We start from the raw sequence: 24645 nt of genomic DNA, 5'->3' as shown, positions 1-24645 counted from the left end.
AGGCCCAATCCACCTCAACTCTACCTATAGCTCCGTTGAGCGGTACTCACCTTATACAAATAACGTCGTGACTCGGCGGAAGGGTGATCGCTGGTCAGCGTCTGGTAAACCTGCGCTGGTGACATGGCGTTAATCAGGTTAAACGCACGGTTCTTATCACTTGAGAACACACGCAGCACGCTACCGGCGCCGCCGTTGTAAGCGGTGATCACCGCATAACGGCGGGAGGTTGGGTTGGAAATCCCGCCCAAATAACTGTTTTGCAGAATCGATAGATAAGCGGTACCGGCATCAATGTTGTTTTCCGGATCGAACAGGTAGCTGCGGCTCGGTTTGCCCCATTTCCCTTTCATGCGGAACACGTCAACGCCAGCGGTGTGCTGCACCACCTGCATCAGACCCAGCGCATCAGAATGGCTGACTGCGTAGGGGTTGAAGCTCGATTCAATCTGCATGATTGCCAGAATCAGCGACTGGTCAACGCCGTATTTATCGGCAGATTTACGCACCAGCGGCAGATACTTATGCGCACGTTTGTCGAGGTGGTTCGGCACCATCGGAATGGTCACCGACCAGATCACATGCAGGCCGGAAGTGCGTCGCTGCAACTTGTTCTGCAACAGGTAATCAGCAAAACTGGCGGCGCGGCCCTGCCAGCGAATCGGCGCACCGGTATTATCCAGCACCTGACCATAGAGCATCGGCTCTTTACTGATCTTGATATCGTTGGCGTCGGAATAGAGATCCACATTGCCAGGATCGTCGCCGACTAACAGCGTACTGATAATCGCCTGACGCAGGCTGGCCGAAGGATCGGTGCCGGAAATGGTTTCAATGGTGATCGAGCCGCGATCAAAGTTGATGTGGCTGCGCGTAGAGTAGTTATCGCTATATTTTACGTAATCTTTCGGGCCGGCGATCAGAACTTCATTGATGCCCCAGATGTTCTCGATGTTATGGGCAAACTGGCCCATTAAAATATCGAAAGCGTTGGTGTCTTTGACCCATTCTTCGTGTGAAACTTGCTTTTTATTGCCGGAGCAGGAGATCAGGAGTGGCGCTATTACCATTAAGGCAATTAATTTTTTATTCATTTTAGAGTCGATTAGTGTCAGTGCCTGATAAAGTGCGGGCCTCAGCCGAGGCCCAAACGGTTACGCTTCTGGTGGCGTATAACCGTCGATATGAACCTCTTTGCCTTCAAACAGAAAGTTAACCATCTCCTGCTCCAGCACCTTACGATCGGCTACGTTCATCATGTTGAGCTTTTTCTCGTTGATCAACATGGTCTGTTTCGCCATCCATTTCGACCAGGCTTCTTTCGAGATTTCGTTGTAAATACGCTTGCCCAGCTCGCCAGGATAGAGCTGAAAATCCTGGCCTTCAGCATCACGCTGTAAATAGGTACAAAAAATAGTGCGGCTCATTACTCTTCCTCTTCGGTCACGCGGGTCGTCAATTGTTGTGGGTGACGCAACTGTTGCAGCAGCCGCTCAACCGGAGCAGCCAGTCCCACAGACGGCGGTTGCGCTAAGTTATACCAGAGACCACTGCCTTCATCCATCGCTGCGCCGGAAGAAGGCTCAGGTAACCACATTGGCACGATATCGAGATGAAAATGGCTGAAGGTATGGCGGAAGGCGGTGAGCTGCTGCAACGCCGCCGGATCGCGTCCCTGGCTGCGCAGCCAGTCGCGCAGATCGGCGTCGCTGTTAAACTGCGGGAAGCAATAGAGGCCGCCCCACAGGCCCACGGGCGGGCGCTGCTCCAGCCAGATGCCGTCGTCGCGCTGCATCATCAAAAACCAGCCTTCACGCACCGGCAGCGTCTGCTTCGGCTTTTTGCCCGGGTAACTCGCCCAGCTGCTGGTGGCATAGGCGATGCAGCCGCGATTCAGCGGGCAGAGTTCGCATTTCGGTTTGGAGCGCGTACAGACCAGCGCGCCGAGATCCATCATCGCCTGGTTAAATTCGCTGACGCCCTGCGCCGGTGTGACCTCTTCACTGATCTGCCACAGCTTTTTCTCTACCTCTTTCTTGCCGGGCCAGCCGGAGACGGCATAACAGCGTGCCAGCACGCGTTTTACGTTGCCATCAAGGATAGGAAAATGCTGGCCGAGCGACAGCGACAGCACGGCGCCCGCGGTGGAGCGACCGACGCCTGGCAGCGCTGAGACGTCCTCGAAGTTTTGCGGGAAGATGCCCTGATGTTTATCCGCTATTTGTTGTGCTGCTTTATGCAGATTGCGCGCACGGGCGTAATAGCCCAGTCCGGTCCACAAATGCAGCACTTCATCCAGCGGCGCCGCGGCAAGATCGGTGACGGTGGGAAAACGCGCCATGAAACGCTGGAAGTAGGGAATCACCGTGGCGACCTGCGTTTGTTGCAGCATCACTTCTGACAGCCAGACTTTATAAGGCGTTTTTTCCTGTTGCCACGGCAGGGTTTTGCGGCCAAAGCGCTGATACCATTCCAGCACTTGTTGCGCGAATGGTTGCGCTTGCATCATAAGAAGGAAATTTTCCGTGATTACTCTACACTCAGGCAGGAATTCCAGCACAGACGCGTAATGCTGTAAACCGGAAGTTTGCAAGAGCTTGCTTCTGCCTGGTAACTTTGCATAATGCCGTTTTCCCAAAATAAGCACAGCAGCAGGCAACCGATGATCAATGACGTCATAACTCCAGAATTTGATGAGAACGGACGGCCTTTGCGGCGCATCCGCAGTTTTGTACGCCGCCAGGGTCGTTTGACCAAAGGCCAGCAGCAGGCGCTGGATCAACTCTGGCCAGTTCTGGGCGTTGAATACCAGCCTGAACCGATCGATCTGCCGCAGCTGTTTGGCCGCGAGGCGCCCACGGTGCTGGAGATCGGCTTCGGCATGGGCGCGTCACTGGTGGCAATGGCCAGCAGCAATCCGCAGCAAAATTTCCTCGGCATTGAAGTGCATGCTCCCGGCGTTGGGGCCTGTCTGAGCGCGGCGGAAGAGGCGGGCGTCAACAACCTGCGTGTGATGTGTCACGATGCGGTGGAAGTGCTGGAAAAGATGATTCCCGATCACTCACTGCGCATGGTGCAGCTCTTCTTCCCCGATCCCTGGCATAAAGCGCGTCACAATAAGCGCCGCATCGTGCAGGGGCCTTTTGCTGAGCTGGTGATGCGCAAGCTGAAGCTGGGCGGCGTCTTTCACATGGCCACCGACTGGGAACAGTACGCCGAGCACATGCTGGAAGTGATGAGCAGCATCGCCGGGTATAAAAATCTGTCCGAGGAGGGCAATTATGTGCCGCGTCCTGAATCGCGACCGTTAACCAAGTTTGAGCAACGCGGGCAGCGACTGGGCCACGGCGTATGGGATTTAATGTTTGAGAGGGTGAAATAATGGCCACACAACGTAGTCGTCGTCTGCGGAAAAAACTGCACATTGATGAGTTTCAGGAACTGGGCTTTTCCGTTGCCTGGCGTTTTCCCGACGGCACCAGCGAAGCGGAGATTGATACCGCCGTTGATGCCCTGATTAACGAGGTGATCGACCCAGCAGGCCTGGCGTTTGATGGCAGCGGATATCTGCAGTGGGAAGGTTTAATCTGCCTGCAGCAGACTGGAAAATGCACCGACGAGCATCGTGAACTGGTGCGCAAATGGCTGGAAGATCGCCAGTACGCCGACGTTAAAGTCACTGAACTATTCGACGTCTGGTGGGACTAAGCAGCACGTCCCGCTGAGCATGCAATACCGCGATCGGGCACCCCGGTCGCTCCCTTCCGGGCGCAGGATAACCCTAATCAGGAGAAGGCATGATTCGAAAAACACTGGCGGCGATGCTGATGCTGGCCGCCGTTCAGGCGCAGGCCGCTTACGAATGCAGCGTGAAGCCACAGGATGACGTGGTGGTGGGCCCGCAGAGCGTGCAGGTGGTTGGCAGCAATGGCAACCTCGAAATTTCCCCTACCGGTAACGTGAAGTTCAACGGCAGCGCTGTTGAAGTTGATAATGCCACGCGTCAAAAAGCGATCGATTATCAGGCTGCGCTGCGTCGCGATCTGCCGTGGATCGATCAGGGCGCCACGCAGCGTCTGGAAAAAGGGCGCGTGGCGCTGGATCGGGTTATCGTTGAGAAGCTGGGCGAGCAGAGCAACGTGCGTAATCGTCTCAGCACGTTGAACACCCAGCTTAAGCAGCAGATGAACCGCATTATCGAACATCGCAGCGATGGGCTGACGTTCCACCACCAGGCGATCGATCAGGTACGTCAGGATGGTGAACAGCTGGTGCAGAGCAGCCTCGGCGGCGTCTTGCAGGACAGCCTGAATGAGATGGGCTCAAAGCAGTCTGGCGGCGGTGGCAACGGTAATCCGTTGCAGGCGATTATGGGCAATCTCGGCGGTTTACAGCAGGCGATTCAGGCGGAATGGAGCAATCAGGAACAGGATTTCCAGAACTTCGGTCACGAAGTCTGTAACCGGGTGACGACGCTGGAAGCGCAGCGCAAGGCGCTGGTTGCCGGTATCCGTTCCTGATCGTTTAGCCGGGATAAAAAAGGCGGCCCCGGAGCCGCCTTTTTCTATTCTTCTTCGCTGAGGAACAGCTCCAGCAGCGAATTCAAAAATAGCTTGCCCTGTTCGGTAATCTGCCAGCTCTGCTCGCTTTCTGTGATGTAGCCTTTCTCCAGCGCACAATCGATCTGTGGCCGAATCATCGCTACCGGCAGGCCGGTATAGCGGCTGAACTCGTCGCGCGGCATCGCCTCCAGCAGACGAAAACGGTTCATGAAATACTCAAACGGCTTGTCGTGATCGGCAACGGCAAACTGCTTTTCCTGATAATTTCCCGCCATAAATCCGCGTGGATGACGCGTTTTTACCGTGCGCAGAATCGTTCCGTCAGGCTGCGTGAGCTTGCCGTGTGCGCCACAACCCACACCAAGATAATCACCGAAGCGCCAGTAGTTCAGATTGTGTTCGCAGCGATAGCCGGGTTTGGCATAGGCTGAGGTTTCATACTGCTGATAACCGGCAGCGCGCAGCAGCGCATCGCCCTGCTCGAAAATATCCCACAGCGAATCGTCATCCGGCAGCACCGGCGGCCGCGATCCAAACAGGGTGTTCGGCTCGATAGTCAGCTGATACCAGGAGAGGTGCGGCGGATTGAGCGCAATCGCCTGTTTTAAATCATCCAGCGCCTCAGCCAGCGACTGATCGGGCAGGCCGTGCATCAAATCGAGGTTGAAACTGCGCAGCCCCAGCCCGGCGGCAAGATGTGCCGCGCGAATCGCTTCTTCCGGGCCGTGGATGCGTCCCAGACGTTGCAGCTTCTGCGGGCTAAAGCTTTGCACGCCAATGGAGATGCGGTTCACGCCAGCGCGCTGGTAGCCGCTGAAACGATCGGCTTCTACCGCCCCCGGATTCGCCTCCATGGTGATTTCCGCGTCGGTGGCCAGCGGCAGACGTGCACGTACGCCATCCAGCAACAGCTGCATCGCTTCGCTGCTGAGCAGGCTCGGCGTGCCGCCGCCAATAAAGAGGGTGCTGACTTCGCGGCCTGCGGTGAGAGCCACATCGTTATCGAGATCGGCCAACAGATGACGCACATACTCTTCGTGCGGCACTTCGCCCTTGAGCGCGTGTGAATTGAAGTCGCAATAAGGGCATTTCTGTACGCACCACGGAATGTGGATGTAAAGGCTCAGCGGCGGCAACTCAACCATTACGCATGGCATCCAGCAGCAGCTTCAACGCTTTTCCACGATGAGAAATCGCACGCTTCTGCTCTTTGCTCAGCTCGGCGGCGGTTTTTCCCAGTTCGGGCACGGTGAAAATCGGATCGTAACCAAAGCCGCCTGCACCCGCTGGCGCACGGGCAATCTCACCGGCCCAGCTACCGTGGAACACCAGCGGCACCGGGTCGGCGGCGTGACGCACATAAACCAGCACGCAGTGGAATTGCGCCTGACGGCGATCGTCTGGCACGTTTTCCAGCGCTGCCAGCAATTTTTGCAGATTCTGCTCATCGCTGGCATCTTCACCGGCGTAACGCGCCGAGTAGATGCCCGGTGCGCCGCCAAGCGCATCTACTGCCAGACCCGAGTCATCGGCAATGGCGGGCAGCCCGGTAATCTGCGCCGCGTGACGCGCCTTCAAAATGGCATTCTCGATAAAGGTCAGGCCGGTCTCTTCAGCGGAGATGACGTTAAGGTCGCTTTGCGCCACGACATCAAGGCCAAAGTCCACCAGCAGATCGGCCATTTCGCGCACTTTACCGGCGTTGCCGGTAGCAAGTACTACTTTTTGCATAGGAGTTCCAGAATTCATCGGTTACAGCAGGTACCACAGGCCAGGGAAGAGATCCATGCCGAGGAAGTTCAGCGCGTACAGCACCAGAATCACAATCATGGCGGAGAAGTCGATGACGCCCATGGCGGGCAGCATACGACGAATCGGCGCCATCAGTGGCTCGGTCAGCTGCAGTAGCACCTGATCTACCGGGTTGCGCCCCTGGCTGATCCAGCTCATCAGTGAGCGAATGATGATCACCCAGAACACCAGATATCCCGCCGATTTCAGCAGCGACAGCAACCCAACCAGCAGGTTGGTTGGATCGACCGAAAAGGCACCCACCTGAATCAGCAGTAAAATCGGGTATTTCAGCGTGGTCAACACAAACGCCAGCAGCAGAGAGGCGGTATCCACCGGCCCAATAGCCGGAATAACGCGACGCAGCGGCTTGACGATAGGCTGGGTCACTTTGACCACGAACTGCGCCAGCGGATTGTAAAAATCGCAGCGCGCCCACTGCATCCAGATGCGCAACAGCAGCACCATTACGTACAGGTCGATCAGGGTTTTGACCAGAAAAGTCAGCGTTAGCATGAGGTTCCTCAATTATTGTTGTGTGGAGTAATCGCGTGCGCCAAAAATGGCGGTTCCAATGCGCACCATGGTGCTGCCTGCCGCAATCGCGGCGTCCATGTCGTCGCTCATTCCCAGAGAAAGCGTATCGACAGAAGGATAGTCTCGTTGTAGTGCCTCAAAAGCGCCGGCCATTTTCAGGCAGACGGCCAGTTGATCCTGATAAGAGGACTGCGGTGCCGGAATAGCCATCAGCCCGCGCAGCCGCAGATTGGGCAGGGCGTTGATAGCATCAGCCAGCGCCGCCACGTCCGGTAACGCAATGCCTGACTTGCTCGCTTCGTCGCTGATATTGACCTGAATCAGGACGTTCAGCTCGCCCAGCGCCGCAGGACGCTGCTCACTCAGTCGGCTGGCGATGCGCAGGCGATCCACCGTGTGACACCAGTGAAAATGCTCTGCGACCAAACGGCTTTTGTTCGACTGCAGTGGCCCAATAAAGTGCCACTCCACCTGCTGATGTGCGGCCAGCGCCACGACCTTTTCAACCCCTTCCTGAACGTAATTTTCCCCAAAGGCGAGCTGGCCTGCCTGAATAGCTTCTTCGATCGCGCTCACAGGCTTGGTTTTACTGACTGCAAGCAACCTGACTTCTTCGGAAGCGCGGCCGCAACGCTGCGCCGCCGCTGAGATTTGCTGGCGTACGTGCTGTAGGTTGTGCTGGATTGAGGTCATAGTCGGGAGAGTATTATGAATGTGGAAGATATCGTGGCGCTTAGTGTAAAGCATAATGCCGCCGATCTGCACCTTTGCAGCGGACATTTGCCGCTGTGGCGGCGATATGGCGCATTGGAACCCATTCCACAACAGCAGACAGTGGCTGGCGAGCGGCTGGAGGAGCTGGCGCGCCAGTGGCTCAGTGCCACGCAGCTTGGCTATCTGGAGAGCGTTGGCCATGTCGATTTTGCCCTGACCACCACTGATGGCACGCGTTTGCGAGCGAACCTGTTTGCGCAGCGCAATGGCCTTTCGCTGGCGCTGCGGCTGATTGCCAGCGAACCGCCGGCGCTGGAGACACTGCGGCTGCCTGCTGTGGTATCAATGCTGCTTGAGCAGCAGGATGGCCTGATTTTGCTGACCGGCGCCACCGGCAGCGGTAAATCCACCACGCTCGCGGCGATGATCCATCAGCTCAATGTGCAGCGCGATGTGCATATTCTGACGCTGGAAGATCCCATTGAGTTTGTGCACCGCAGCCAGCGGGCGTTGATTCAGCAGCGCGAGGTGGGCCAGCACTGCAGCAGTTTCGCGCAGGGACTAAAAGCGGCGCTGCGAGAAGATCCCGATGTCATTCTGTTGGGTGAACTGCGTGACAGCGAAACTATACGCCTGGCGCTGACGGCGGCAGAAACCGGCCATCTGGTGCTGGCAACCTTGCATACCCGCGGCGCAGCGCAGGCGGTGGAACGGCTGGTGGATGTGTTTCCTGCCGAAGAGAAAAATCTGGTGCGCACGCAGTTAGCGGGCAGCCTGAAGGCGGTGGTGGCGCAGCGGCTGGTCGCGGCGCGGCAGGGCGGGCGCATTGGCCTGTTTGAAGTGTTGATCAACACGCCTGCGGCCGCCAACCTGATCCGCGAAGGCAAAACCCATCAGCTGCCGGGCCTGCTGCAAACCGGCGCGCAGTCTGGCATGCAAACCTTTGAACAGAGCCTGCAGGAGCGCAGCCGGCTGGCGCTGGTGGCTGCGGCGGCAACGCCGGACGCAGGCGGTTAATCAGTGCGTATCGAACCAGCTTTCAAGAATGATTACCGCCGACAGCGAGTCGACGCTGCCTTTGTTCAGCGCACGAAATCCGCCGTGAGCAAACAGCTCTGCCCGTGCTTCAACGGTGCTGAGACGTTCATCGTGCAGCTCAACGCGCACGCCAAAACGGCCATGCAGGCGCTGGGAGAATTTCCGTGCGCGGTCGGTTAACGGTTGTTCGGTGCCATCCATGTTGAGCGGCAAGCCAACCACCACGAAATCGGGCTGCCACTCTTTCAGCAGGCGCTCGATCAGCTGCCAGTCGGGAATGCCGTCACGTGCTTTAATGGCGGTTAGCGGACGGGCGCTGCCGGTGATCTGCTGGCCAATCGCCACGCCGATACTTTTGGTGCCAAAATCAAAGGCCAGAAGCGTATGCGACATCAGGCATGACCTGCTTCACTGGCGATATTGTGAATATCCACGCCAATGCTTTTCGCCGCTTCACGCCAGCGTTCAGCAATCGGGGTATGGAACAGGATGTTGCTGTCGGCGGAGGTGGTCAGCCAGGCATTTTCCAGCAGCTCCTCTTCCAGCTGATCTTTCTCCCACGCGCAATAGCCCAGCGCCACCAGCACATGCTGCGGCTGCTCTGGGGTGCCCAGGGATTCCAGCACGTCGCGGGAAGTGGTAATCACCGTGTTATCAGAGATACGAATGCTGGAGGCGAAAGTGCGCTGCGCAGAATGCAGAATAAAGCCGCGATCCTCCGCCAGCGGGCCACCGGAGAACACCGGTTTATCAAGCTTATCGGCCGGATCACGCGTGGTTGGAGAGATCTTCAGCTTTTTCAACATGCCGTCAACGTTGAGGTTTTCCATCGGCTTATTCACGATAATGCCCATTGCTCCCTCATCGTTGTGCTCGCAAATGTAGACCACCGAGCGTTTGAAGAGCGGGTCCTGTAGCGAAGGCATCGCAATTAAAAAATGATGCTGTAAATTCATTCTCACTCGTTTTATCTGCGGTCAATTGCTGTTGGCAACACACCGCGCCGCTTCATAATACGGCACTCTATCGACTCGCCTGGCTCATCGGCAGCAGGCAAGCGTAAGCGCAATATGAAGCTCGCGGTTTGTGCCGAAAGTACAATTAACGGGTTGGCAAAACGGGGATCACCCCCCGTTTGCTGAATCAGCCCAAACGCTTTTCAATGGCGTCCATTAACATGCCGGTAATGGAGATCGGGAAAGCGGCTTCGATTTCGCGAATGCAGGTTGGGCTGGTTACATTAATTTCGGTGAGTTTATCACCAATGATGTCGAGGCCAACAAAAATCAGCCCTTTGGCTTTCAGGGTTGGACCAACACGGCGGGCAATTTCCAGGTCGCTTTCGGTCAGCGGACGCGCTTCGCCACGGCCACCGGCCGCGAGGTTACCACGGGTTTCGCCCGACTTAGGAATGCGCGCCAGGCAGTAAGGCACCGGCTCACCGTCGACCATTAGCACGCGCTTGTCACCTTCGGTAATCGCAGGCAGATAGTTCTGCGCCATGCAGTAAAAGTTACCGTGTTCGGTCAGCGTTTCGATGATCACCGACAGGTTCGGATCCTCTTTCTTCACGCGGAAAATCGAGGCGCCGCCCATGCCGTCCAACGGTTTCAGAATGATATCGCCGTGCTCTTCCCAGAAGGCGCGGATCTGCTCTTTGCTGCGCGTTACCAGCGTATCTGGCGTCAGCTCGGCAAACCAGGCGGTAAACAGCTTCTCGTTACAGTCACGCAGGCTTTGCGGTTTGTTGACGATTAGCGTGCCCTGTTCTTCAGCGCGTTCCAGAATATAGGTCGCGTAGATAAACTCGGTATCAAACGGCGGATCCTTACGCATCAGTACGACGTTAAGATCGGCCAGCGCAATGTCCTGCTCGCTGCCGAATTCATACCATTTGTCGTAGTTCTGCTCGACGCTCAGCGTGCGCGTGCGGGCGCGGCCCACGCCGCCGCGCAGATAGAGATCGTTCATCTCCATGTAGTGAATTTCGTAACCACGGCGCTGTGCTTCCAGCAACATGGCAAAGCTGCTGTCTTTTTTAATATTAATGGACGCGATGGGGTCCATTACAATGCCTAACTTAATCATCTTATTCTCCCGGTGAGCCTTAATGGCTCGCTTCATTTATTCGTTTAGTTTAGCTGTGCAGTAGCATGCCACAAACAGGCCAGGCTGACTTAGCGCCGCGGGGCAACGTTAGCCGAGATCGCCAAATCGAACCTGCAATGCGGTAATGGCCGTCAACGCGGTGGTTTCGGTGCGCAAGACGCGCGGGCCGAGCAAAATATCAGTAAAGCCCTGATCCGCCGTCATCGCAATTTCTTCTGTGGTCAGGCCGCCTTCAGGACCAATCAGCAGGCGCACGCGTTCTACCGGCTGCGGCAGCGTATTGATGCTGTGCTGCGCGCGCGGATGAAGATTAAGCTTTAGCCCGCTGTCCGCTTCCGCACACCAGGCCTGCAGCGTCATCGCCGGGCGAATTTCAGGCAGCCAGTTACGGCCGCATTGTTCACAGGCGGCAACGGCAATTTTTTGCCACTGCTGAATCTTCTTTGCCAGCCGCTCAGCGTCTAACTTCACGCCACAGCGTTCAGAAAACAAGGGGGTAATGACGTTCACGCCCAGCTCAATGGATTTTTGGATGGTGAACTCCATTTTCTCGCCGCGCGACATCACCTGCCCAAGATGCAGATGCAACGGCGATTCGCGGTTATCCGCATTGCTGCTAACAACTCTTACTTTTACACGCTTTTTGTCCGCTTGCGTTATCTCAGCCGAAAAAGTCAGATTAGTGCCATCAAATAGCTCGAGTTGCTGACCGGCGCTCATGCGCAGTACGCGTCCAACGTGGTTGGCGGCATCCTCTTCCAGATCGATTTCGCTGCCAACGTGAAGAGGTTCTGAGTGATAAATGCGGGGTATACGCATGGGCTTCCTGAGAATAAAAAGCCTCGCGTTATAACGCGTGGCCAGGACGTAAGTGAAAGGCCGGGCCAGCGTTAACCGCAGGCCCGACGTAAAAGGGTGTCTTAGTGTAGGGCAGAGATTTTAGCGCTGGCAAGCACGCTGCACGTACGGATTATGGTTGCCCTGAACCCGCGCAATGCGCGTATCGCGCTCACATTCCCACGCCGATACCGGATACTGTTTATCCCATACTTCAAACAGCTGCGTTTGTGGGCGTGACAGGCGCAGCTTGTACTGGTCGCGCATGTAAAAGTAGGTGCGTGCGATGGCACCGCGGGCACGGGCGGGCGGCTCCGCCTGCTTATTTTTAAAGTCTACCTTCATCTCACACCGGCCATACTGCTGCTCGCTGCCGTTCCACTGGCTGTAGGGAAAATTGCCGCGATCGCCGTTCACTTCGCCGATGGCGGGCTGCAGGTTATGCAGGTCGCTTTCGATTTTGCGGTATACCGCATCTTTGCTGCAGTTTTTGCGGCCGCCATCCTGCCAGCACTGACGCTGATGACCAAACTCCCAGGCTGGCATCACGTGTTCCCATTCGATGCGGCTGGCACGTTCAGCGTTTTTACGCGGCTGATAGCCACAGGAAGCGAGATCGGGCGTGCCTTTCTTGCCCTGCCAGCTGATTTTACAGCCGCAGTAGAAAGAGGGCGCGCCGCTGTTGATCTCAACGGCATAGGTTTTCGCCTGCTGAAAATTATTCTGATGATAATTATTCAGGTTGAGGCTCTGTGCGGCGAAAGAAGTAAAAAGCAGCGCAGATGCGATGATTAATTTGCGAGGCATATTCCAGATTTTATCTTTAGCTAAGCGTGCTCGCAGGGTAGCAGATTTAGCTGCTGGCGGATAATTCCGCCTGCAAAACGTCGCCGCAGTGCACGCAACGATACTGCGTTTCGCCACGTTGCACGCGATTATGACGGCGAACCGTTAGCTGATGTTGCTGGCAACGACAGCGATAGGGAAAGGTATTGCGCCGCACCGAGGCGACGGCAAACTGATGAGTACGACGCGCCGGAACGCCGAGCACGGTTTCCATCATCCAGCGCCACTCTTTGCCGTGCGGCGGTACGCGGCCAAAATGTTTCCATACCAACAGATGCGCCAGTTCGTGCGGCACCACTTCGTCGACAAAGGCCTGCTGGTTTTCCAGCAACAGCACAGGATTGAGGCGAATCTCCCAGCTCTCCAGCCAGGCGGTGCCCGCAGCCGTGCCGCGTTGTTGATAATTGAGCGCGGGTTCCGGGTAGTGGGTTTTCAGCGCCTGATTAGCCTGCTGCAAATGGGTGCGCAACGACTGCATCACGGCCTGTTGCAGGGCGACGGGAAGACGAATCGGTTTCATGTCAGGGAGGATAAATCGCAGAAAAGGGGATGGCAATCAGTGAAAAGAAAAACGGCGGGAGGTCCCGCCGTTAATTTACTCTCAGTCGCGATGACCGATATCACGCAGTTTCTTACCGGCGAGCAGGTTACGCTCGATATGCTCCAGCGAAACGCCTTTGGTTTCAGGAATCAGCATCAGCGTCAGCACGATGAAGAAGAGGTTCAGACCCGCGTAAACCCAGAAGGTATTCGCGTTGCCGAGCGTATTCAACATGGTGAGGAAGGTGGCGCCGACAATCATGTTCGCGATCCAGTTGGTGGTGGTTGAGACGGTAACACCGAAATCACGGCCTTTCAGCGGCTGAATTTCAGAACACAGTACCCAAATCAGTGGACCCGCACTCATGGCAAAACCGATAATGAACATCAGCAGCATCGCGATGGCGAAGTACTGCGCGCCAACGGAGTGAATGCCCATGTGCAGCATGGTACCCAGAATGCCCATGCCCGCTGCCATCACCAGGAAGCCCAGCGTCAGTGTAGGCTTGCGGCCCCAACGGTCAACCAGACCGATAGCGATAAAGGTCGCCAGTACGTTGATCAGACCCACAATCACCGTGCCCCACATCTGTTCGGTGGTGTTGGTAAAGCCAGCGATTTCAAAAATTTTCGGCGCGTAATACATGATGACGTTCATACCGGTGAACTGCTGCATAACCTGCAACAGAACGCCCAGATAAACAGCGCGACGGAAATGGGTATTGGACTTAAACAGGCTCCAGCCACTCTGTTTGATCTTCAGGCTTTCACGAATCTCATCCAGTTCACGTTTCGCTTGTTCGCTGGTGTCACGCAGACGATCCAGCACGCGCTGTGCATCACGGAAGTTGCCTTTCGCTGCCAGCCAGCGTGGGCTGTTCGGCAGGAAGAAAACACCAACCAGCAGCAACAGAGCCGGAATAGTGATGATGCCCAGCATCCAGCGCCAGTTACCGGTGAAGCTGAACGCGGTATCGGTGAGATAAGCGCCCAGAATACCGATGGTGATCATCAGCTGATAAAGAGAGATCATGCTGCCGCGAATTTTTTCCGGCGCAATTTCAGAAAGGTAAAGCGGCGCGGTGTAAGAAGCGATACCCACCGCCAGACCCAGCAGCACGCGTGCCACGATCAGCATATCGGGGTTTGGCGCCATCGCTGACCAGAGCGAGCCGATCACAAACAGAACGGCACCGGCCATCAGGCTTTTCTTACGTCCCAGACGCGAAGACATCCAACCGCTGCCGATCGCACCGATCGCCGCGCCGAACATCATTGAGCTGACAATCCATTCCTGCTGGTGAGCAGTGACGTTGAAGTCTTTAGCAATAAACGGCAGCGCACCGGCGATCACGCCGATATCGAGTCCGAAAAGTAAGCCCGCCAGTGCGGCAAGAAAGCAGACAAATAAGGTCATTGCCTTATTTGAAGTCCTGCTTTTGTGTGTCTTCCCAGGCATTTTGCCTCCACATGTATCTATCATTGTTTTTATGAATGTTAAAAAACCCGCGCAGAGTAAAAAGTGAGACAGATCACACTGGTGTAATCGGTTACACACGCCGAAACCCTGTTTTTCAGCATTTATCACCCTGAATTGGTCAATAACCAGTAAGGTAGAGCAGTTGTTAAGTTTCTGACATCCTTCTGTTTATCGGCTATCAGACGACGCTGAAAATAGCGCATTTCAATGACGAAAACCACGACCTGAAATTCTTAAATTACAGATAACTAAAGCATTTCAAATTGTAATCGTTATCATTTAAATGCTTCAGCGGGCAGGGAAAATTGTGAATGAGAAGGATAAAAAACAGGGCGTCAAAGCACGATTATCAGCGGTTTTTTGGCAGGATTTGGGACGATTTTTCAGAAAAATCGCTATCAGAAAATAAGCATAAAGTTGCGCAGGAACAAAAAAAGCGGGCCAGAGCCCGCTTTAGTCGGAAATAAAATGGATAATCAGAAGCCAGCAGCTTCACGCAGCTGCACTGCTTTGTCCGTTTTTTCCCATGGGAAATGTTCGCGGCCAAAGTGACCGTAGGCAGCGGTTTCACGGTAGATCGGATGCAGCAGATCCAGCATCTGAATCAGACCGTAAGGGCGCAGGTCGAAGAATTCACGCACCAGCAGCGTCAGCTGCTCGGTAGAGATCTTCTCGGTGCCAAAGGTTTCCACCATGATGGAGGTCGGTTCTGCCACGCCGATAGCGTAGGAAACCTGAATTTCACAGCGATCTGCAAGGCCGGCAGCAACGATGTTTTTGGCAACGTAGCGGGCCGCGTAGGCCGCTGAACGGTCAACCTTTGACGGATCCTTGCCGGAGAAAGCACCGCCGCCGTGACGCGCCATGCCGCCGTAGGTATCAACGATGATTTTACGGCCGGTCAGACCACAATCGCCCATTGGGCCACCGATAACGAAACGGCCGGTTGGGTTGATGTGATATTTGGTGTCGGCGTTCAGCCATTCAGCAGGCAGTACCGGCTTGATGATGGTTTCCATCACCGCTTCCTGCAGGTCTTTCTGACCAATCTCTTCAGAATGCTGCGTGGAGAGCACGACCGCATCAATACCGACAATTTTGCCGTCGGCGTACTGGAAGGTCACCTGGCTTTTCGCATCCGGACGCAGCCATGACAGCTCGCCGCTTTTACGAACTTCAGCCTGACGCTGCACTAAACGGTGCGCATAGGTCACCGGTGCAGGCATCAGCACGTCGGTTTCGTTGGTGGCGTAACCAAACATCAGGCCCTGATCGCCAGCGCCTTGCTGCAGCGGATCGCTGCGGTCAACGCCCTGGTTGATATCCGGCGACTGTTTGCCGATGGCGTTCAGCACGGCGCATGAGTTCGCATCAAAGCCCATATCGGAATGGACATAGCCGATATCGCGTACGGTATTGCGGGTAATCTCTTCGATATCGACCCATGCGCTGGTAGTGATTTCACCACCAACCAGCACCATACCGGTTTTGACGTAGGTTTCGCAGGCTACGCGCGCTTTAGGATCCTGAGCGAGAATCGCATCCAGCACGGCATCGGAAATCTGGTCAGCGATTTTATCGGGATGTCCTTCGGATACGGACTCGGATGTGAAAAGGTGTTTAGCCATTTATCTGTACCTTAGAAATCGGTTTAGAAAGCACTGCATAGCATGCGTGGCTGCGCCATCTGCATGCTCCATCAGGCAACGCCGTGAGCAGCAAAAAAGGGTTTAGATGGATTAACATCTGGACGTCCATTCTAGGTTACAGCTCAGGCGAATTGCCAGTAATTTTTTTGTTAGATCGCGCGTGAGGCGGGAAAGATATATTAAATATTCGGACATCTGCTGCAAATTCAATATTTTGTTTTTGCATTTAACCCTTATCCGCTGTATAAAACGCCGCTGCTCTGTTGGCACTTAGTCAGGCGCGGGAAGGTTACGCGATATCTGATATTCATCCTCTTACCGTTTATCCACATGCTGACCGTATGTGTGGAGGTGATGCGAGTAATGAACCAGGCTTTTCTTCTCTCTTCCGGTTCGCTGCGCGGCTTCGTGCTTCAGTGCCTCATCCCGTTGATCTCTTCCTTCGCAATCAGCCGAAATTTTAATCGATTCGGTAATCATCACGACACGAGCGCCGGTTAAATTTGTGATTTCCGGACCTCTCAGCCTCTGCTGAGGGATGGCTTACGCTTTTTTATCATTCGTAACACGGAGTTTGGCGACGTGTTTTACACTTTATCAGTAACTACTTATATTGAGGTTCGCAATGTCTGACGACATGAAAAACATTAAGGGTTCGTCAGCAGGCGAACAGGGTGTACTCCGCTCCATGCAGGAGGTAGCGATGAGCGATCAGGATGCCAGCAAAATGCTGCGCACATACAACATTGCCTGGTGGGGAAATAACTATTATGACGTTAACGAATTAGGTCATATCAGCGTTTGTCCCGATCCGGATGTGCCCTCAGCGCGCGTCGATCTGGCGAAGCTGGTTAAAGAACGCGAAGCGGAAGGGCAACGACTGCCTGCGCTGTTCTGTTTTCCACAAATTCTGCAACACCGCCTGCGCTCCATCAATGCCGCATTCAAACGTGCGCGCGAATCCTATGGCTATACCGGCGACTACTTCCTGGTTTATCCCATTAAGGTTAACCAGCACAAACGCGTGATTGAGTCGCTGATCAACTCCGGCGAGCCGCTGGGTCTGGAAGCGGGTTCTAAAGCTGAGCTGATGGCGGTGCTGGCGCATGCCGGTATGACGCGCTCGGTGATTGTTTGTAACGGCTACAAAGATCGCGAATATATTCGTCTGGCGCTGATTGGCGAGAAAATGGGCCACAAGGTCTATCTGGTTCTCGAAAAAATGACCGAAGTGAAGCTGGTGCTGGAAGAAGCAGAACGGCTGAACGTGGTGCCGCGCCTCGGTATTCGTGCGCGTCTGGCGTCGCAGGGCTCCGGTAAGTGGCAGTCAAGCGGCGGCGAAAAATCGAAGTTCGGTCTGTCGGCGACGCAGGTGCTGGAACTGGTTAGAATCATGCGTGAAGCGGATCGTCTGGAAAGCCTGCAGCTGCTGCACTTCCATCTCGGCTCGCAGATGTCCAATATCCGCGATATCGCCACCGGCGTGCGCGAGTCGGCGCGCTTCTATGTTGAGCTGGCCAAGCTGGGGGTGAACATCAAATGTTTCGATGTTGGCGGCGGCTTGGGCGTTGACTATGAAGGTACGCGCTCACAGTCAGATTGTTCGGTGAACTACGGCCTGAACGAATATGCCAACAACGTGATCTGGGCGATTGGCGATGCCTGTGAAGAGCATGGTCTGCCGCATCCAACGGTGATCACCGAATCGGGCCGTGCGGTAACCGCGCACCATACGGTGCTGGTTTCTAACATCATCGGCGTTGAACGCAACGAGTTCAGCACACCGGTGGCGCCAGAAGCTGATGCGCCGCGTCCCATCATCAGCCTGTGGGAAACCTGGCTGGAGATGCACGAGCCAAACAATCGTCGTTCACTGCGTGAATGGCTGCACGACAGCCAGATGGATCTCTCTGATATCCATACCGGCTACTCGGCGGGCACTTACGATCTCGGCCAGCGCGCCTGGGCGGAACAGCTTTATCTGAGCATCTGCCACTATATTCAGCAGCATCTGGATCCAAGCAACCGCGCGCACCGTCCGATTATCGACGAACTGCAGGAGCGCATGGCGGATAAGATTTACGTCAACTTCTCGCTGTTCCAGTCGATGCCGGATGCGTGGGGTATCGATCAGCTGTTCCCGGTATTGCCGCTGGAAGGGCTGGATAAGGTGCCTGAGCGCCGTGCAGTATTGCTGGATATCACCTGTGACTCCGATGGCACCATCGATCACTATGTTGACGGTGACGGCATCGCCACTACCATGCCGATGCCGCAATACGACGTGGAAAATCCACCGATGCTCGGTTTCTTTATGGTTGGCGCCTATCAGGAAATTCTTGGCAACATGCACAACCTGTTTGGCGATACCGAAGCCGTTGACGTCTTTGCCTTCCCGGATGGCAGCGTTGAAGTGCAGCTCTCTGATGAAGGCGATACCGTTGCCGATATGCTGGAATATGTGCAGCTTGATCCGGAAGAGCTGATGACGCTGTTCCGCAATCAGGTGAAGCAAACCGATCTCGACGAAGAGCTGCGCGCGCAGTTCCTTGAGGAGTTTGAAAGCGGCCTGTACGGTTACACCTATCTGGAAGATGAGTAACCGCGTTACTGCCCTAAAGTTAACGTTGTCTGGTGACGTTAACTAACGTTATCGATCCCTTCCTCGTCGGGTTAACGACGCGGAGGGGATTTTTTTAGCCTGATACCGCTGTGCACAGGCAAAACAGAGGATTTGTTATGAATAACACCCTTGGTCATGAATATGACAACTCGCTGGTTTCCAACGCCTTTGGGTTTATGCGCTTCCCGGTTCACTTTACCCCGTGGGATAGCGATGCGGAGTGGGTTATTACCGGTATTCCATTTGATGCGGCGACCTCAGGCCGTCCTGGCAGCCGCCTTGGCCCGGGCGCGATCCGTCAAATTTCTACTAACCTGGCGTGGGAAGGCTGCCGCTGGCCGTGGAACTTTAACCTGCGCGAGCGCCTGAACGTGGTGGACTGTGGCGATCTGGTTTACGCCTTTGGTGATTCACAGGATCTCACCGACCGACTGCAGGCGCACGCAGAAAAAGTGCTGGCCAGCGGCAAGCGCATGCTGACTTTCGGCGGCGATCACTACATCACGCTGCCGCTGCTGCGCGCGCACGCCAAACATTTTGGCAAAATGGCACTGGTGCATTTTGATGCGCATACCGATACCTATTCCAACGGCGCTAAGTTTGACCACGGCACCATGTTCCATCATGCGCCAGGCGAAGGGCTGATCGATCCAGCGCATTCCGTGCAGATCGGTATTCGTACCGAATTTGATAAAGATCTCGGCTATACCGTGCTGGATGCCGCACAGGTGAATGACCGTAGCGTTGACGATATTCTGCAGCAGGTGAAGCAGATTGTGGGCGATTTGCCGGTTTACCTGACCTTTGACATCGACTGCCTCGATCCGGCGCACGCGCCTGGTACCGGCACGCCGGTGATCGGCGGTTTGACCACCGATAAAGCGACCAAGCTGGTACGTGGCCTGCAGGGCATGAACATCGTGGGTATGGATCTGGTGGAAGTGGCACCGGGTTACGACCAGTCGGACCTGACCGCCCTGGCGGCGGCGACGCTGGCGCTGGATATGCTGCACGTGCAGGCGGTCAATAAAGGTTGATAGCCGCTTCGCCGACTACACTTAACTCTGTTCAGAAGCTTGCAGGAGAGAAATATGGGATTACTTGATGATTTAAGCGGCGCGCTCGGCGGTGCTCAGGGCGGGAAGTTTAATCAGCTACTCGCTATCTGGAAATGGGTACAGGAGCAGGGTGGGCCGGATCGGCTGCTGGAAAAACTGCGCAGCGGCGGTCTGTCGTCGGTAGTTGACTCCTGGCTGAGCAACAGTGGTAACAAGCCGGTGAGCGGCGAAGAAGTGCATGCTGCGCTGGGCGAAGAGAGTCTGAAATCGCTGGCAGATAAGCTGGGCACGGATATTCACAGCGCCGCATCCACGGTGGCAAAAATGCTGCCGATGGTGGTAGATAAGCTGTCGCCGAAAGGCGAGCTGGATACCAGTTCACCGGGCAAAAGTGATGTTGGCGGCCTGCTAAAAGGCTTCCTGAAATAGAAAAAGGGGCGCAACTGGCGCCCCTTTTTGTTTCACTGATTTATTTGCCTGCGGCGATACGCTGACGAATGTGCTCAGCGCGGGCGCTGGATGACGGATGCGAGTCAAACATGCTGCTGCTCTGCTGCGCGCCTTCGAGTTTTGCCAGCTTCTCAAAGCTGGTCACCAAACCTTCCTGACTGATGCCGCGTTTTTTCAGCAGATCGAACGAGTAATCATCCGCCTGTGATTCCTGGCTCTGTGAGAACTGGGCATTCACCAGCTTTTCACCCATTTCACCCAGCTGTGACTGCGAAAGCGTGGCCGCAATGCCGCCCGCTGAAGCCGCCGCGGTGCGCGCCGCCGTGGTGCCGTACGCAACCTGCATCGCTTTGCGCGTATGGCCCAGCGCAACGTGACCCATCTCATGACCCACTACCGCGGTCACTTCATTGTCGGACATTAAATCCATCAGGCCGCTATAAACACGGATACAGCCGTTGGCCATCGCCCAGGCGTTGACGTCTTTGGTCAGATAAACCTTGTAGTTAGCGGGCGTGCCGTTGATGTTGTCGCCCAGCGCGGCAGCAATTTTATTCAGTCGTTGCTGATACGGATCGTTGGCATCCGCTACCTTATTTTCGCTGTCCATTTTCTGGCACGACTGATCGCTCAGGGTTTTCACCTGCTGATCGTTGAGCGTGACGGCCTGAAAAGCCTGCGCACCGGACTGCATCAGCGCATTGCTGTCGAAATTCTGGCAGCCGGCTAGCAGCAGGGTAACGCCGAGAGTGGCGGCGAGTTGGGTCATTTTCATCAGATTGTTTCCATTCAATAACAAGGCAAAAAAGCGTGTGTAAAGTAGCCTGCGCAACAGAGGCCAGCGCAGAATCTGTTGTTTATAACGGGAGTGTGCACAGATTTCCAGCAGCACGCCGCGGAATGCGCGAATTACGCATGATAAATCGCATTGTACGCCATGTACTTTCTACCCTTATTTCATGTACATTGATCGGCATCTTTCCCCTGGCTTTGCCTTATAATCCATTAATTACAATAGGTTAAGTGTGGCCAAGCCGTATATCCGATCTGGAGTAAAACATGTCTTCTCGTAAAGAGCTGGCCAATGCCGTTCGCGCATTGAGTATGGATGCTGTGCAAAAAGCAAAATCGGGCCATCCGGGCGCCCCGATGGGCATGGCGGATATCGCTGAAGTGTTATGGCGCGACTACCTGAACCACAACCCGGTAAATCCTCTGTGGGCCGATCGCGATCGCTTTGTGCTCTCCAACGGCCACGGCTCCATGCTGATCTACAGCCTGCTGCACCTCACTGGCTACGATCTGCCGATCAACGAGCTGCAAAACTTCCGTCAGCTGCACTCTAAAACGCCAGGCCACCCGGAATATGGCTACACCGCGGGCATTGAAACCACCACCGGTCCGCTGGGCCAGGGCATCGCTAACGCTGTGGGTTTCGCCATTGCTGAACGCACACTGGCCGCACAGTTCAACCGTCCGGGACACGACATCGTTGACCATAATACCTACGTGTTTATGGGCGATGGCTGCATGATGGAAGGCATTTCCCATGAGGTCTGTTCACTGGCCGGTACGCTGAAGTTGGGCAAGCTGGTGGCATTTTATGATGACAACGGCATTTCCATCGATGGTCATATTGATGGCTGGTTTACTGACGATACCGCGAAACGTTTTGAGGCTTACGGCTGGCACGTGGTGCAGGGCGTAGACGGACACAACGCCGATGCCATTAAAGCCGCGATTGAAGAAGCGAAAACCGTCAGCGATAAGCCATCACTGCTGATGTGTAAAACCGTTATCGGCTTTGGTTCACCGAATAAAGCGGGCACGCACGATTCCCACGGCGCGCCGCTGGGCGATGACGAAATCACGCTGACCCGCAAACAGCTGGGCTGGGAACACGCACCGTTCGTGATTCCACAAGACATCTACGCCCAGTGGGATGCCAAAGAGATGGGCCAGGCGAAAGAGTCAGCCTGGAACGAGAAATTTGCTGCCTATGCGCAGGCGCATCCTGAGCTGGCCGCGGAATTCAAGCGCCGCTCAACCAACCAGTTGCCCGCTAACTGGCAGCAGGAATCGCAGAAGTTTATTGAGCAACTGCAGGCAAATCCGGCCAAAATCGCCAGCCGTAAAGCGTCGCAAAACGCCATCGAAGCCTTCGGTAAGATTCTGCCGGAATATCTGGGCGGTTCTGCGGATCTGGCCCCGAGCAACCTGACCATCTGGTCTGGCTCAAAGCCAATCAACGACGATACTGCCGGTAACTACATTCATTACGGCGTGCGCGAATTCGGTATGACCGCTATCGCCAACGGCATTGCGCTGCACGGCGGCTTCCTGCCGTACACCGCAACCTTCCTGATGTTTGTGGAATATGCCCGTAACGCGGCGCGTATGGCTGCACTGATGAAAATCCGTCAGATCATGGTGTATACCCATGATTCCATCGGCCTGGGTGAAGACGGCCCAACGCATCAGCCGGTTGAGCAGATGGCCAGCCTGCGTACTACGCCAAACATGAGCCTGTGGCGTCCCTGCGATCAGGTTGAATCTGCCGTGGCATGGAAATATGCCATCGAGCGTCAGGATGGCCCAACCGCGCTGATCTTCTCGCGTCAGAACCTTGCCCAGCAGGATCGTACAGCCGAGCAGCTGGCCAACGTGGCGCGCGGCGCCTATGTGCTGAAGGATTGCGATGGCCAGCCTGAGCTGATTCTGATCGCAACCGGTTCTGAAGTGGAACTGGCGGTAGGTGCGTACAACACGCTGACCGCCGAAGGCCGCAAGGTGCGCGTGGTTTCCATGCCGTCTACCGATGCGTTCGACAAGCAGGATGAAGCCTATCGCGAATCGGTGCTGCCGAAAGCGGTCAGCGCACGCGTCGCCATCGAAGCGGGCATTGCCGATTACTGGTACAAATACACCGGCCTGAATGGCGCTATCGTCGGCATGACCAGCTTTGGTGAATCCGCACCGGCCGAGCAGCTGTTCGAGCTGTTTGGCTTTACGGTTGATAACGTGGTGGCAAAAGCGAAAGCGCTGCTGTAATCGCGTTTAATCACTTTGCCTGCAGAAAGGGGACGAGCATATCGTCCCCTTTTTTATTGCGGTTTGTTCTCACTGACGATGATCTGTTTGATGCGCATTCAGCAGCCAGAATTTTGCTGGTTTTGTGATGTGGATCGAAAATTCGCACGATGAATTGATCGCAATCATTCCGCTTATTCCTGCCTTCCATTATCGTAGCTGAACCGTTTCAGTAAAGGTGCCATATACACGTTACGCTGAAACAAGGGCGGCGAAAATTCCTGTACAAATTACGCTGTCTGACTCACGCTTACCGCCTTATTCACTGGGGTTGCAGGAAAAGTATGACTGTTCGTGTGGCGATAAATGGCTTTGGACGTATTGGGCGTAACGTATTGCGTGCCCTGTATGAAACCGGCCGTCGCGCGGAAATCACCGTGGTTGCCATCAATGAGCTGGCGGACGCGGCAGGAATGGCGCATTTGCTGAAGTATGACACCAGCCACGGGCGCTTCGCGTTTGACGTGCGTCAGGAACGCGATCTGCTGTGGGTCGGCGATGATACGCTGCGCCTGCTGCATCAGCCCGCCATCGCCGATCTGCCGTGGCGCGAACTCAATGTGGATGTGGTGCTGGATTGCACCGGCGTGTATGGCAGCCGCGCGGACGGTGAAGCACATTTGCAGGCGGGCGCCAAAAAGGTGCTGTTCTCGCATCCTGGCGGCAACGATCTCGACGCAACCGTGGTATTTGGCGTTAACGAACAGGCGCTGCAGCCTGATGACCGTATCGTTTCTAACGCCTCCTGCACCACCAATTGCATTATTCCCGTCATCAAGCTGTTGGATGATGCATTTGGTATCGAATCGGGCACGGTCACTACGATTCACTCGGCGATGCACGATCAGCAGGTGATCGACGCCTATCACAGCGACCTGCGGCGGACACGCGCGGCCAGTCAGTCGATCATTCCGGTGGATACGCGGCTGGCGGCTGGCATTACCCGTATTTTTCCTAAATTTAACGATCGCTTTGAGGCGATTGCGGTGCGGGTGCCTACGATAAACGTGACGGCCATTGACCTGAGCGTCAGCGTTGAACAGGCGGTGACGGCAACAGAGGTTAACGCCTTGTTACGCAAGGCGGCAGAAGGGGCATTTCGTGGTATAGTTGACTATACGGAATTGCCGTTAGTCTCAGTAGATTTTAACCACGATCCGCACAGTGCCATTGTGGACGGCACGCAAACGCGGGTCAGCGGTCAGCACCTGATCAAGACGCTGGTTTGGTGCGACAACGAGTGGGGCTTTGCTAACCGGATGCTCGATACCACGTTAGCCATGGCCGCAAGCGGTTTCAGGTAAGGCGCGGACTGCGTCTG

At 55.4% G+C, this 24645-nt stretch carries 25 protein-coding genes; 9 read left to right on the top strand and 16 right to left on the bottom strand.

From position 1 onward, the window contains the following. Positions 1–20: 20 nt before the first annotated feature. The 3 genes from mltC to mutY are packed head-to-tail and all read right to left on the bottom strand — an operon-like array spanning position 21 to position 2509. Positions 21–1094 (bottom strand): membrane-bound lytic murein transglycosylase MltC, encoded by a 1074-nt coding sequence (gene mltC / locus ACJY2L_RS17705; protein ID WP_439213803.1) that lies wholly within the window; start codon positions 1092–1094, stop codon positions 21–23. A 60-nt stretch (positions 1095–1154) separates the two neighbouring features. Further along, the gene (locus ACJY2L_RS17700) at positions 1155–1427 is read right to left on the bottom strand and encodes an oxidative damage protection protein (protein ID WP_067433551.1); all 273 of its coding nucleotides are present in this window, start codon (positions 1425–1427) and stop codon (positions 1155–1157) included. After that, positions 1427–2509 (bottom strand): A/G-specific adenine glycosylase, encoded by a 1083-nt coding sequence (gene mutY, locus ACJY2L_RS17695; RefSeq protein WP_067433548.1) that lies wholly within the window; start codon positions 2507–2509, stop codon positions 1427–1429. Before mutY ends, ACJY2L_RS17700 begins: the two co-directional genes overlap by 1 nt. 153 nt (positions 2510–2662) lie before the next feature. On the opposite strand from mutY, the gene trmB reads away from it, so the two are divergent. The 3 genes from trmB (at position 2663) to ACJY2L_RS17680 (ending at position 4520) form a co-directional block, all read left to right on the top strand. After that, on the top strand, positions 2663–3382 hold the full coding sequence (trmB, locus tag ACJY2L_RS17690; protein WP_209501433.1) for a tRNA (guanosine(46)-N7)-methyltransferase TrmB: 720 nt from the start codon (positions 2663–2665) through the stop codon (positions 3380–3382). Continuing rightward, positions 3382–3708 carry a YggL family protein gene (locus ACJY2L_RS17685; protein WP_439213804.1) on the top strand — a complete coding sequence of 109 codons (327 nt, stop codon included), beginning with the start codon at positions 3382–3384 and terminating at the stop codon, positions 3706–3708. Before trmB ends, ACJY2L_RS17685 begins: the two co-directional genes overlap by 1 nt. An 89-nt stretch (positions 3709–3797) precedes the next feature. After that, positions 3798–4520, top strand: coding sequence for a DUF2884 domain-containing protein (locus ACJY2L_RS17680; RefSeq protein ID WP_067433538.1), 723 nt, complete (start codon positions 3798–3800; stop codon positions 4518–4520). A 44-nt stretch (positions 4521–4564) separates the two neighbouring features. On the opposite strand, the gene hemW is transcribed toward ACJY2L_RS17680, so the two are convergent. The 4 genes from hemW to ACJY2L_RS17660 are packed head-to-tail and all read right to left on the bottom strand — an operon-like array spanning position 4565 to position 7583. After that, on the bottom strand, positions 4565–5707 hold the full coding sequence (gene hemW / locus ACJY2L_RS17675) for a radical SAM family heme chaperone HemW (RefSeq protein ID WP_439213805.1): 1143 nt from the start codon (positions 5705–5707) through the stop codon (positions 4565–4567). Then, positions 5700–6293, bottom strand: coding sequence for an XTP/dITP diphosphatase (locus ACJY2L_RS17670; RefSeq protein ID WP_439213806.1), 594 nt, complete (start codon positions 6291–6293; stop codon positions 5700–5702). The genes hemW and ACJY2L_RS17670 overlap by 8 nt, the downstream gene beginning before the upstream one ends. Positions 6294–6314: 21 nt before the next feature. Further along, positions 6315–6869 (bottom strand): YggT family protein, encoded by a 555-nt coding sequence (locus ACJY2L_RS17665; RefSeq protein WP_067433529.1) that lies wholly within the window; start codon positions 6867–6869, stop codon positions 6315–6317. 12 nt (positions 6870–6881) lie between these two features. After that, the gene (locus ACJY2L_RS17660; RefSeq protein WP_187488505.1) at positions 6882–7583 is read right to left on the bottom strand and encodes a YggS family pyridoxal phosphate-dependent enzyme; all 702 of its coding nucleotides are present in this window, start codon (positions 7581–7583) and stop codon (positions 6882–6884) included. Between the two features lie 15 nt (positions 7584–7598). On the opposite strand from ACJY2L_RS17660, the gene ACJY2L_RS17655 reads away from it, so the two are divergent. Continuing rightward, positions 7599–8621 (top strand): type IV pilus twitching motility protein PilT, encoded by a 1023-nt coding sequence (locus tag ACJY2L_RS17655; protein ID WP_439213808.1) that lies wholly within the window; start codon positions 7599–7601, stop codon positions 8619–8621. On the opposite strand, the gene ruvX is transcribed toward ACJY2L_RS17655, so the two are convergent. From ruvX to metK, 8 genes are all read right to left on the bottom strand, one after another. Then, entirely contained in the window at positions 8622–9035 is a 414-nt protein-coding gene (gene ruvX, locus ACJY2L_RS17650; RefSeq protein WP_173645378.1) for a Holliday junction resolvase RuvX, read from the bottom strand. Beyond that, a complete protein-coding gene (locus ACJY2L_RS17645; RefSeq protein WP_067433517.1) occupies positions 9035–9598 on the bottom strand; it encodes a YqgE/AlgH family protein in 564 nt (187 codons plus the stop codon). The genes ruvX and ACJY2L_RS17645 overlap by 1 nt, the downstream gene beginning before the upstream one ends. A gap of 187 nt (positions 9599–9785) precedes the next feature. Then, positions 9786–10730, bottom strand: coding sequence for a glutathione synthase (gene gshB, locus ACJY2L_RS17640; RefSeq protein ID WP_067433514.1), 945 nt, complete (start codon positions 10728–10730; stop codon positions 9786–9788). A gap of 108 nt (positions 10731–10838) precedes the next feature. Beyond that, positions 10839–11570, bottom strand: a complete 732-nt coding sequence (gene rsmE, locus ACJY2L_RS17635) for a 16S rRNA (uracil(1498)-N(3))-methyltransferase (RefSeq protein ID WP_067433511.1) — start codon at positions 11568–11570, stop codon at positions 10839–10841. A 120-nt stretch (positions 11571–11690) separates the two neighbouring features. Next, the gene (gene endA / locus ACJY2L_RS17630) at positions 11691–12395 is read right to left on the bottom strand and encodes a deoxyribonuclease I (RefSeq protein ID WP_067433507.1); all 705 of its coding nucleotides are present in this window, start codon (positions 12393–12395) and stop codon (positions 11691–11693) included. A 46-nt stretch (positions 12396–12441) separates the two neighbouring features. Next, positions 12442–12954, bottom strand: a complete 513-nt coding sequence (locus ACJY2L_RS17625) for a SprT family zinc-dependent metalloprotease (protein WP_439213809.1) — start codon at positions 12952–12954, stop codon at positions 12442–12444. A gap of 81 nt (positions 12955–13035) precedes the next feature. Continuing rightward, positions 13036–14433, bottom strand: coding sequence for a sugar porter family MFS transporter (locus tag ACJY2L_RS17620; protein WP_439213811.1), 1398 nt, complete (start codon positions 14431–14433; stop codon positions 13036–13038). 497 nt (positions 14434–14930) lie between these two features. Then, positions 14931–16082, bottom strand: a complete 1152-nt coding sequence (gene metK, locus ACJY2L_RS17615; RefSeq protein ID WP_439213812.1) for a methionine adenosyltransferase — start codon at positions 16080–16082, stop codon at positions 14931–14933. A 646-nt stretch (positions 16083–16728) separates the two neighbouring features. Between metK and speA the strand changes: the two genes are divergently transcribed. The 3 genes from speA (at position 16729) to ACJY2L_RS17600 (ending at position 20213) form a co-directional block, all read left to right on the top strand. Further along, positions 16729–18705 (top strand): biosynthetic arginine decarboxylase, encoded by a 1977-nt coding sequence (gene speA / locus ACJY2L_RS17610; protein ID WP_067433497.1) that lies wholly within the window; start codon positions 16729–16731, stop codon positions 18703–18705. 137 nt (positions 18706–18842) lie between these two features. Further along, positions 18843–19763, top strand: a complete 921-nt coding sequence (speB, locus tag ACJY2L_RS17605) for an agmatinase (protein ID WP_439213813.1) — start codon at positions 18843–18845, stop codon at positions 19761–19763. Positions 19764–19817: 54 nt separating this feature from the next. After that, positions 19818–20213, top strand: a complete 396-nt coding sequence (locus ACJY2L_RS17600; RefSeq protein ID WP_187486879.1) for a YidB family protein — start codon at positions 19818–19820, stop codon at positions 20211–20213. Between the two features lie 40 nt (positions 20214–20253). On the opposite strand, the gene ACJY2L_RS17595 is transcribed toward ACJY2L_RS17600, so the two are convergent. After that, a complete protein-coding gene (locus tag ACJY2L_RS17595; RefSeq protein ID WP_067433488.1) occupies positions 20254–21009 on the bottom strand; it encodes a M48 family metallopeptidase in 756 nt (251 codons plus the stop codon). 284 nt (positions 21010–21293) lie between these two features. Between ACJY2L_RS17595 and tkt the strand changes: the two genes are divergently transcribed. After that, a complete protein-coding gene (tkt, locus tag ACJY2L_RS17590) occupies positions 21294–23285 on the top strand; it encodes a transketolase (protein WP_439213815.1) in 1992 nt (663 codons plus the stop codon). Positions 23286–23608: 323 nt separating this feature from the next. After that, entirely contained in the window at positions 23609–24628 is a 1020-nt protein-coding gene (gene epd, locus ACJY2L_RS17585) for an erythrose-4-phosphate dehydrogenase (RefSeq protein WP_067433482.1), read from the top strand. Positions 24629–24645 lie beyond the last annotated feature (17 nt).

The sequence above is a fragment of the Duffyella sp. Ts4 genome (assembly GCF_051851875.1).
Taxonomy (GTDB): domain Bacteria; phylum Pseudomonadota; class Gammaproteobacteria; order Enterobacterales; family Enterobacteriaceae; genus Duffyella; species Duffyella gerundensis.
Note: the sequence above shows the minus strand (reverse complement) of the source record. Positions and strands in the feature narration are given on the sequence as shown.

What these genes read in the sequence shown, in the direction of transcription:
- mltC (WP_439213803.1), bottom strand. Translation starts at nt 1,094, where the DNA reads ATGAATAAAAAATTAATTGCCTTAATGGTAATAGCGCCACTCCTGATC.
- ACJY2L_RS17700 (WP_067433551.1), bottom strand. Translation starts at nt 1,427, where the DNA reads ATGAGCCGCACTATTTTTTGTACCTATTTACAGCGTGATGCTGAAGGC.
- mutY (WP_067433548.1), bottom strand. Translation starts at nt 2,509, where the DNA reads ATGATGCAAGCGCAACCATTCGCGCAACAAGTGCTGGAATGGTATCAG.
- trmB (WP_209501433.1), top strand. Translation starts at nt 2,663, where the DNA reads ATGATCAATGACGTCATAACTCCAGAATTTGATGAGAACGGACGGCCT.
- ACJY2L_RS17685 (WP_439213804.1), top strand. Translation starts at nt 3,382, where the DNA reads ATGGCCACACAACGTAGTCGTCGTCTGCGGAAAAAACTGCACATTGAT.
- ACJY2L_RS17680 (WP_067433538.1), top strand. Translation starts at nt 3,798, where the DNA reads ATGATTCGAAAAACACTGGCGGCGATGCTGATGCTGGCCGCCGTTCAG.
- hemW (WP_439213805.1), bottom strand. Translation starts at nt 5,707, where the DNA reads ATGGTTGAGTTGCCGCCGCTGAGCCTTTACATCCACATTCCGTGGTGC.
- ACJY2L_RS17670 (WP_439213806.1), bottom strand. Translation starts at nt 6,293, where the DNA reads ATGCAAAAAGTAGTACTTGCTACCGGCAACGCCGGTAAAGTGCGCGAA.
- ACJY2L_RS17665 (WP_067433529.1), bottom strand. Translation starts at nt 6,869, where the DNA reads ATGCTAACGCTGACTTTTCTGGTCAAAACCCTGATCGACCTGTACGTA.
- ACJY2L_RS17660 (WP_187488505.1), bottom strand. Translation starts at nt 7,583, where the DNA reads ATGACCTCAATCCAGCACAACCTACAGCACGTACGCCAGCAAATCTCA.
- ACJY2L_RS17655 (WP_439213808.1), top strand. Translation starts at nt 7,599, where the DNA reads ATGAATGTGGAAGATATCGTGGCGCTTAGTGTAAAGCATAATGCCGCC.
- ruvX (WP_173645378.1), bottom strand. Translation starts at nt 9,035, where the DNA reads ATGTCGCATACGCTTCTGGCCTTTGATTTTGGCACCAAAAGTATCGGC.
- ACJY2L_RS17645 (WP_067433517.1), bottom strand. Translation starts at nt 9,598, where the DNA reads ATGAATTTACAGCATCATTTTTTAATTGCGATGCCTTCGCTACAGGAC.
- gshB (WP_067433514.1), bottom strand. Translation starts at nt 10,730, where the DNA reads ATGATTAAGTTAGGCATTGTAATGGACCCCATCGCGTCCATTAATATT.
- rsmE (WP_067433511.1), bottom strand. Translation starts at nt 11,570, where the DNA reads ATGCGTATACCCCGCATTTATCACTCAGAACCTCTTCACGTTGGCAGC.
- endA (WP_067433507.1), bottom strand. Translation starts at nt 12,395, where the DNA reads ATGCCTCGCAAATTAATCATCGCATCTGCGCTGCTTTTTACTTCTTTC.
- ACJY2L_RS17625 (WP_439213809.1), bottom strand. Translation starts at nt 12,954, where the DNA reads ATGAAACCGATTCGTCTTCCCGTCGCCCTGCAACAGGCCGTGATGCAG.
- ACJY2L_RS17620 (WP_439213811.1), bottom strand. Translation starts at nt 14,433, where the DNA reads ATGCCTGGGAAGACACACAAAAGCAGGACTTCAAATAAGGCAATGACC.
- metK (WP_439213812.1), bottom strand. Translation starts at nt 16,082, where the DNA reads ATGGCTAAACACCTTTTCACATCCGAGTCCGTATCCGAAGGACATCCC.
- speA (WP_067433497.1), top strand. Translation starts at nt 16,729, where the DNA reads ATGTCTGACGACATGAAAAACATTAAGGGTTCGTCAGCAGGCGAACAG.
- speB (WP_439213813.1), top strand. Translation starts at nt 18,843, where the DNA reads ATGAATAACACCCTTGGTCATGAATATGACAACTCGCTGGTTTCCAAC.
- ACJY2L_RS17600 (WP_187486879.1), top strand. Translation starts at nt 19,818, where the DNA reads ATGGGATTACTTGATGATTTAAGCGGCGCGCTCGGCGGTGCTCAGGGC.
- ACJY2L_RS17595 (WP_067433488.1), bottom strand. Translation starts at nt 21,009, where the DNA reads ATGAAAATGACCCAACTCGCCGCCACTCTCGGCGTTACCCTGCTGCTA.
- tkt (WP_439213815.1), top strand. Translation starts at nt 21,294, where the DNA reads ATGTCTTCTCGTAAAGAGCTGGCCAATGCCGTTCGCGCATTGAGTATG.
- epd (WP_067433482.1), top strand. Translation starts at nt 23,609, where the DNA reads ATGACTGTTCGTGTGGCGATAAATGGCTTTGGACGTATTGGGCGTAAC.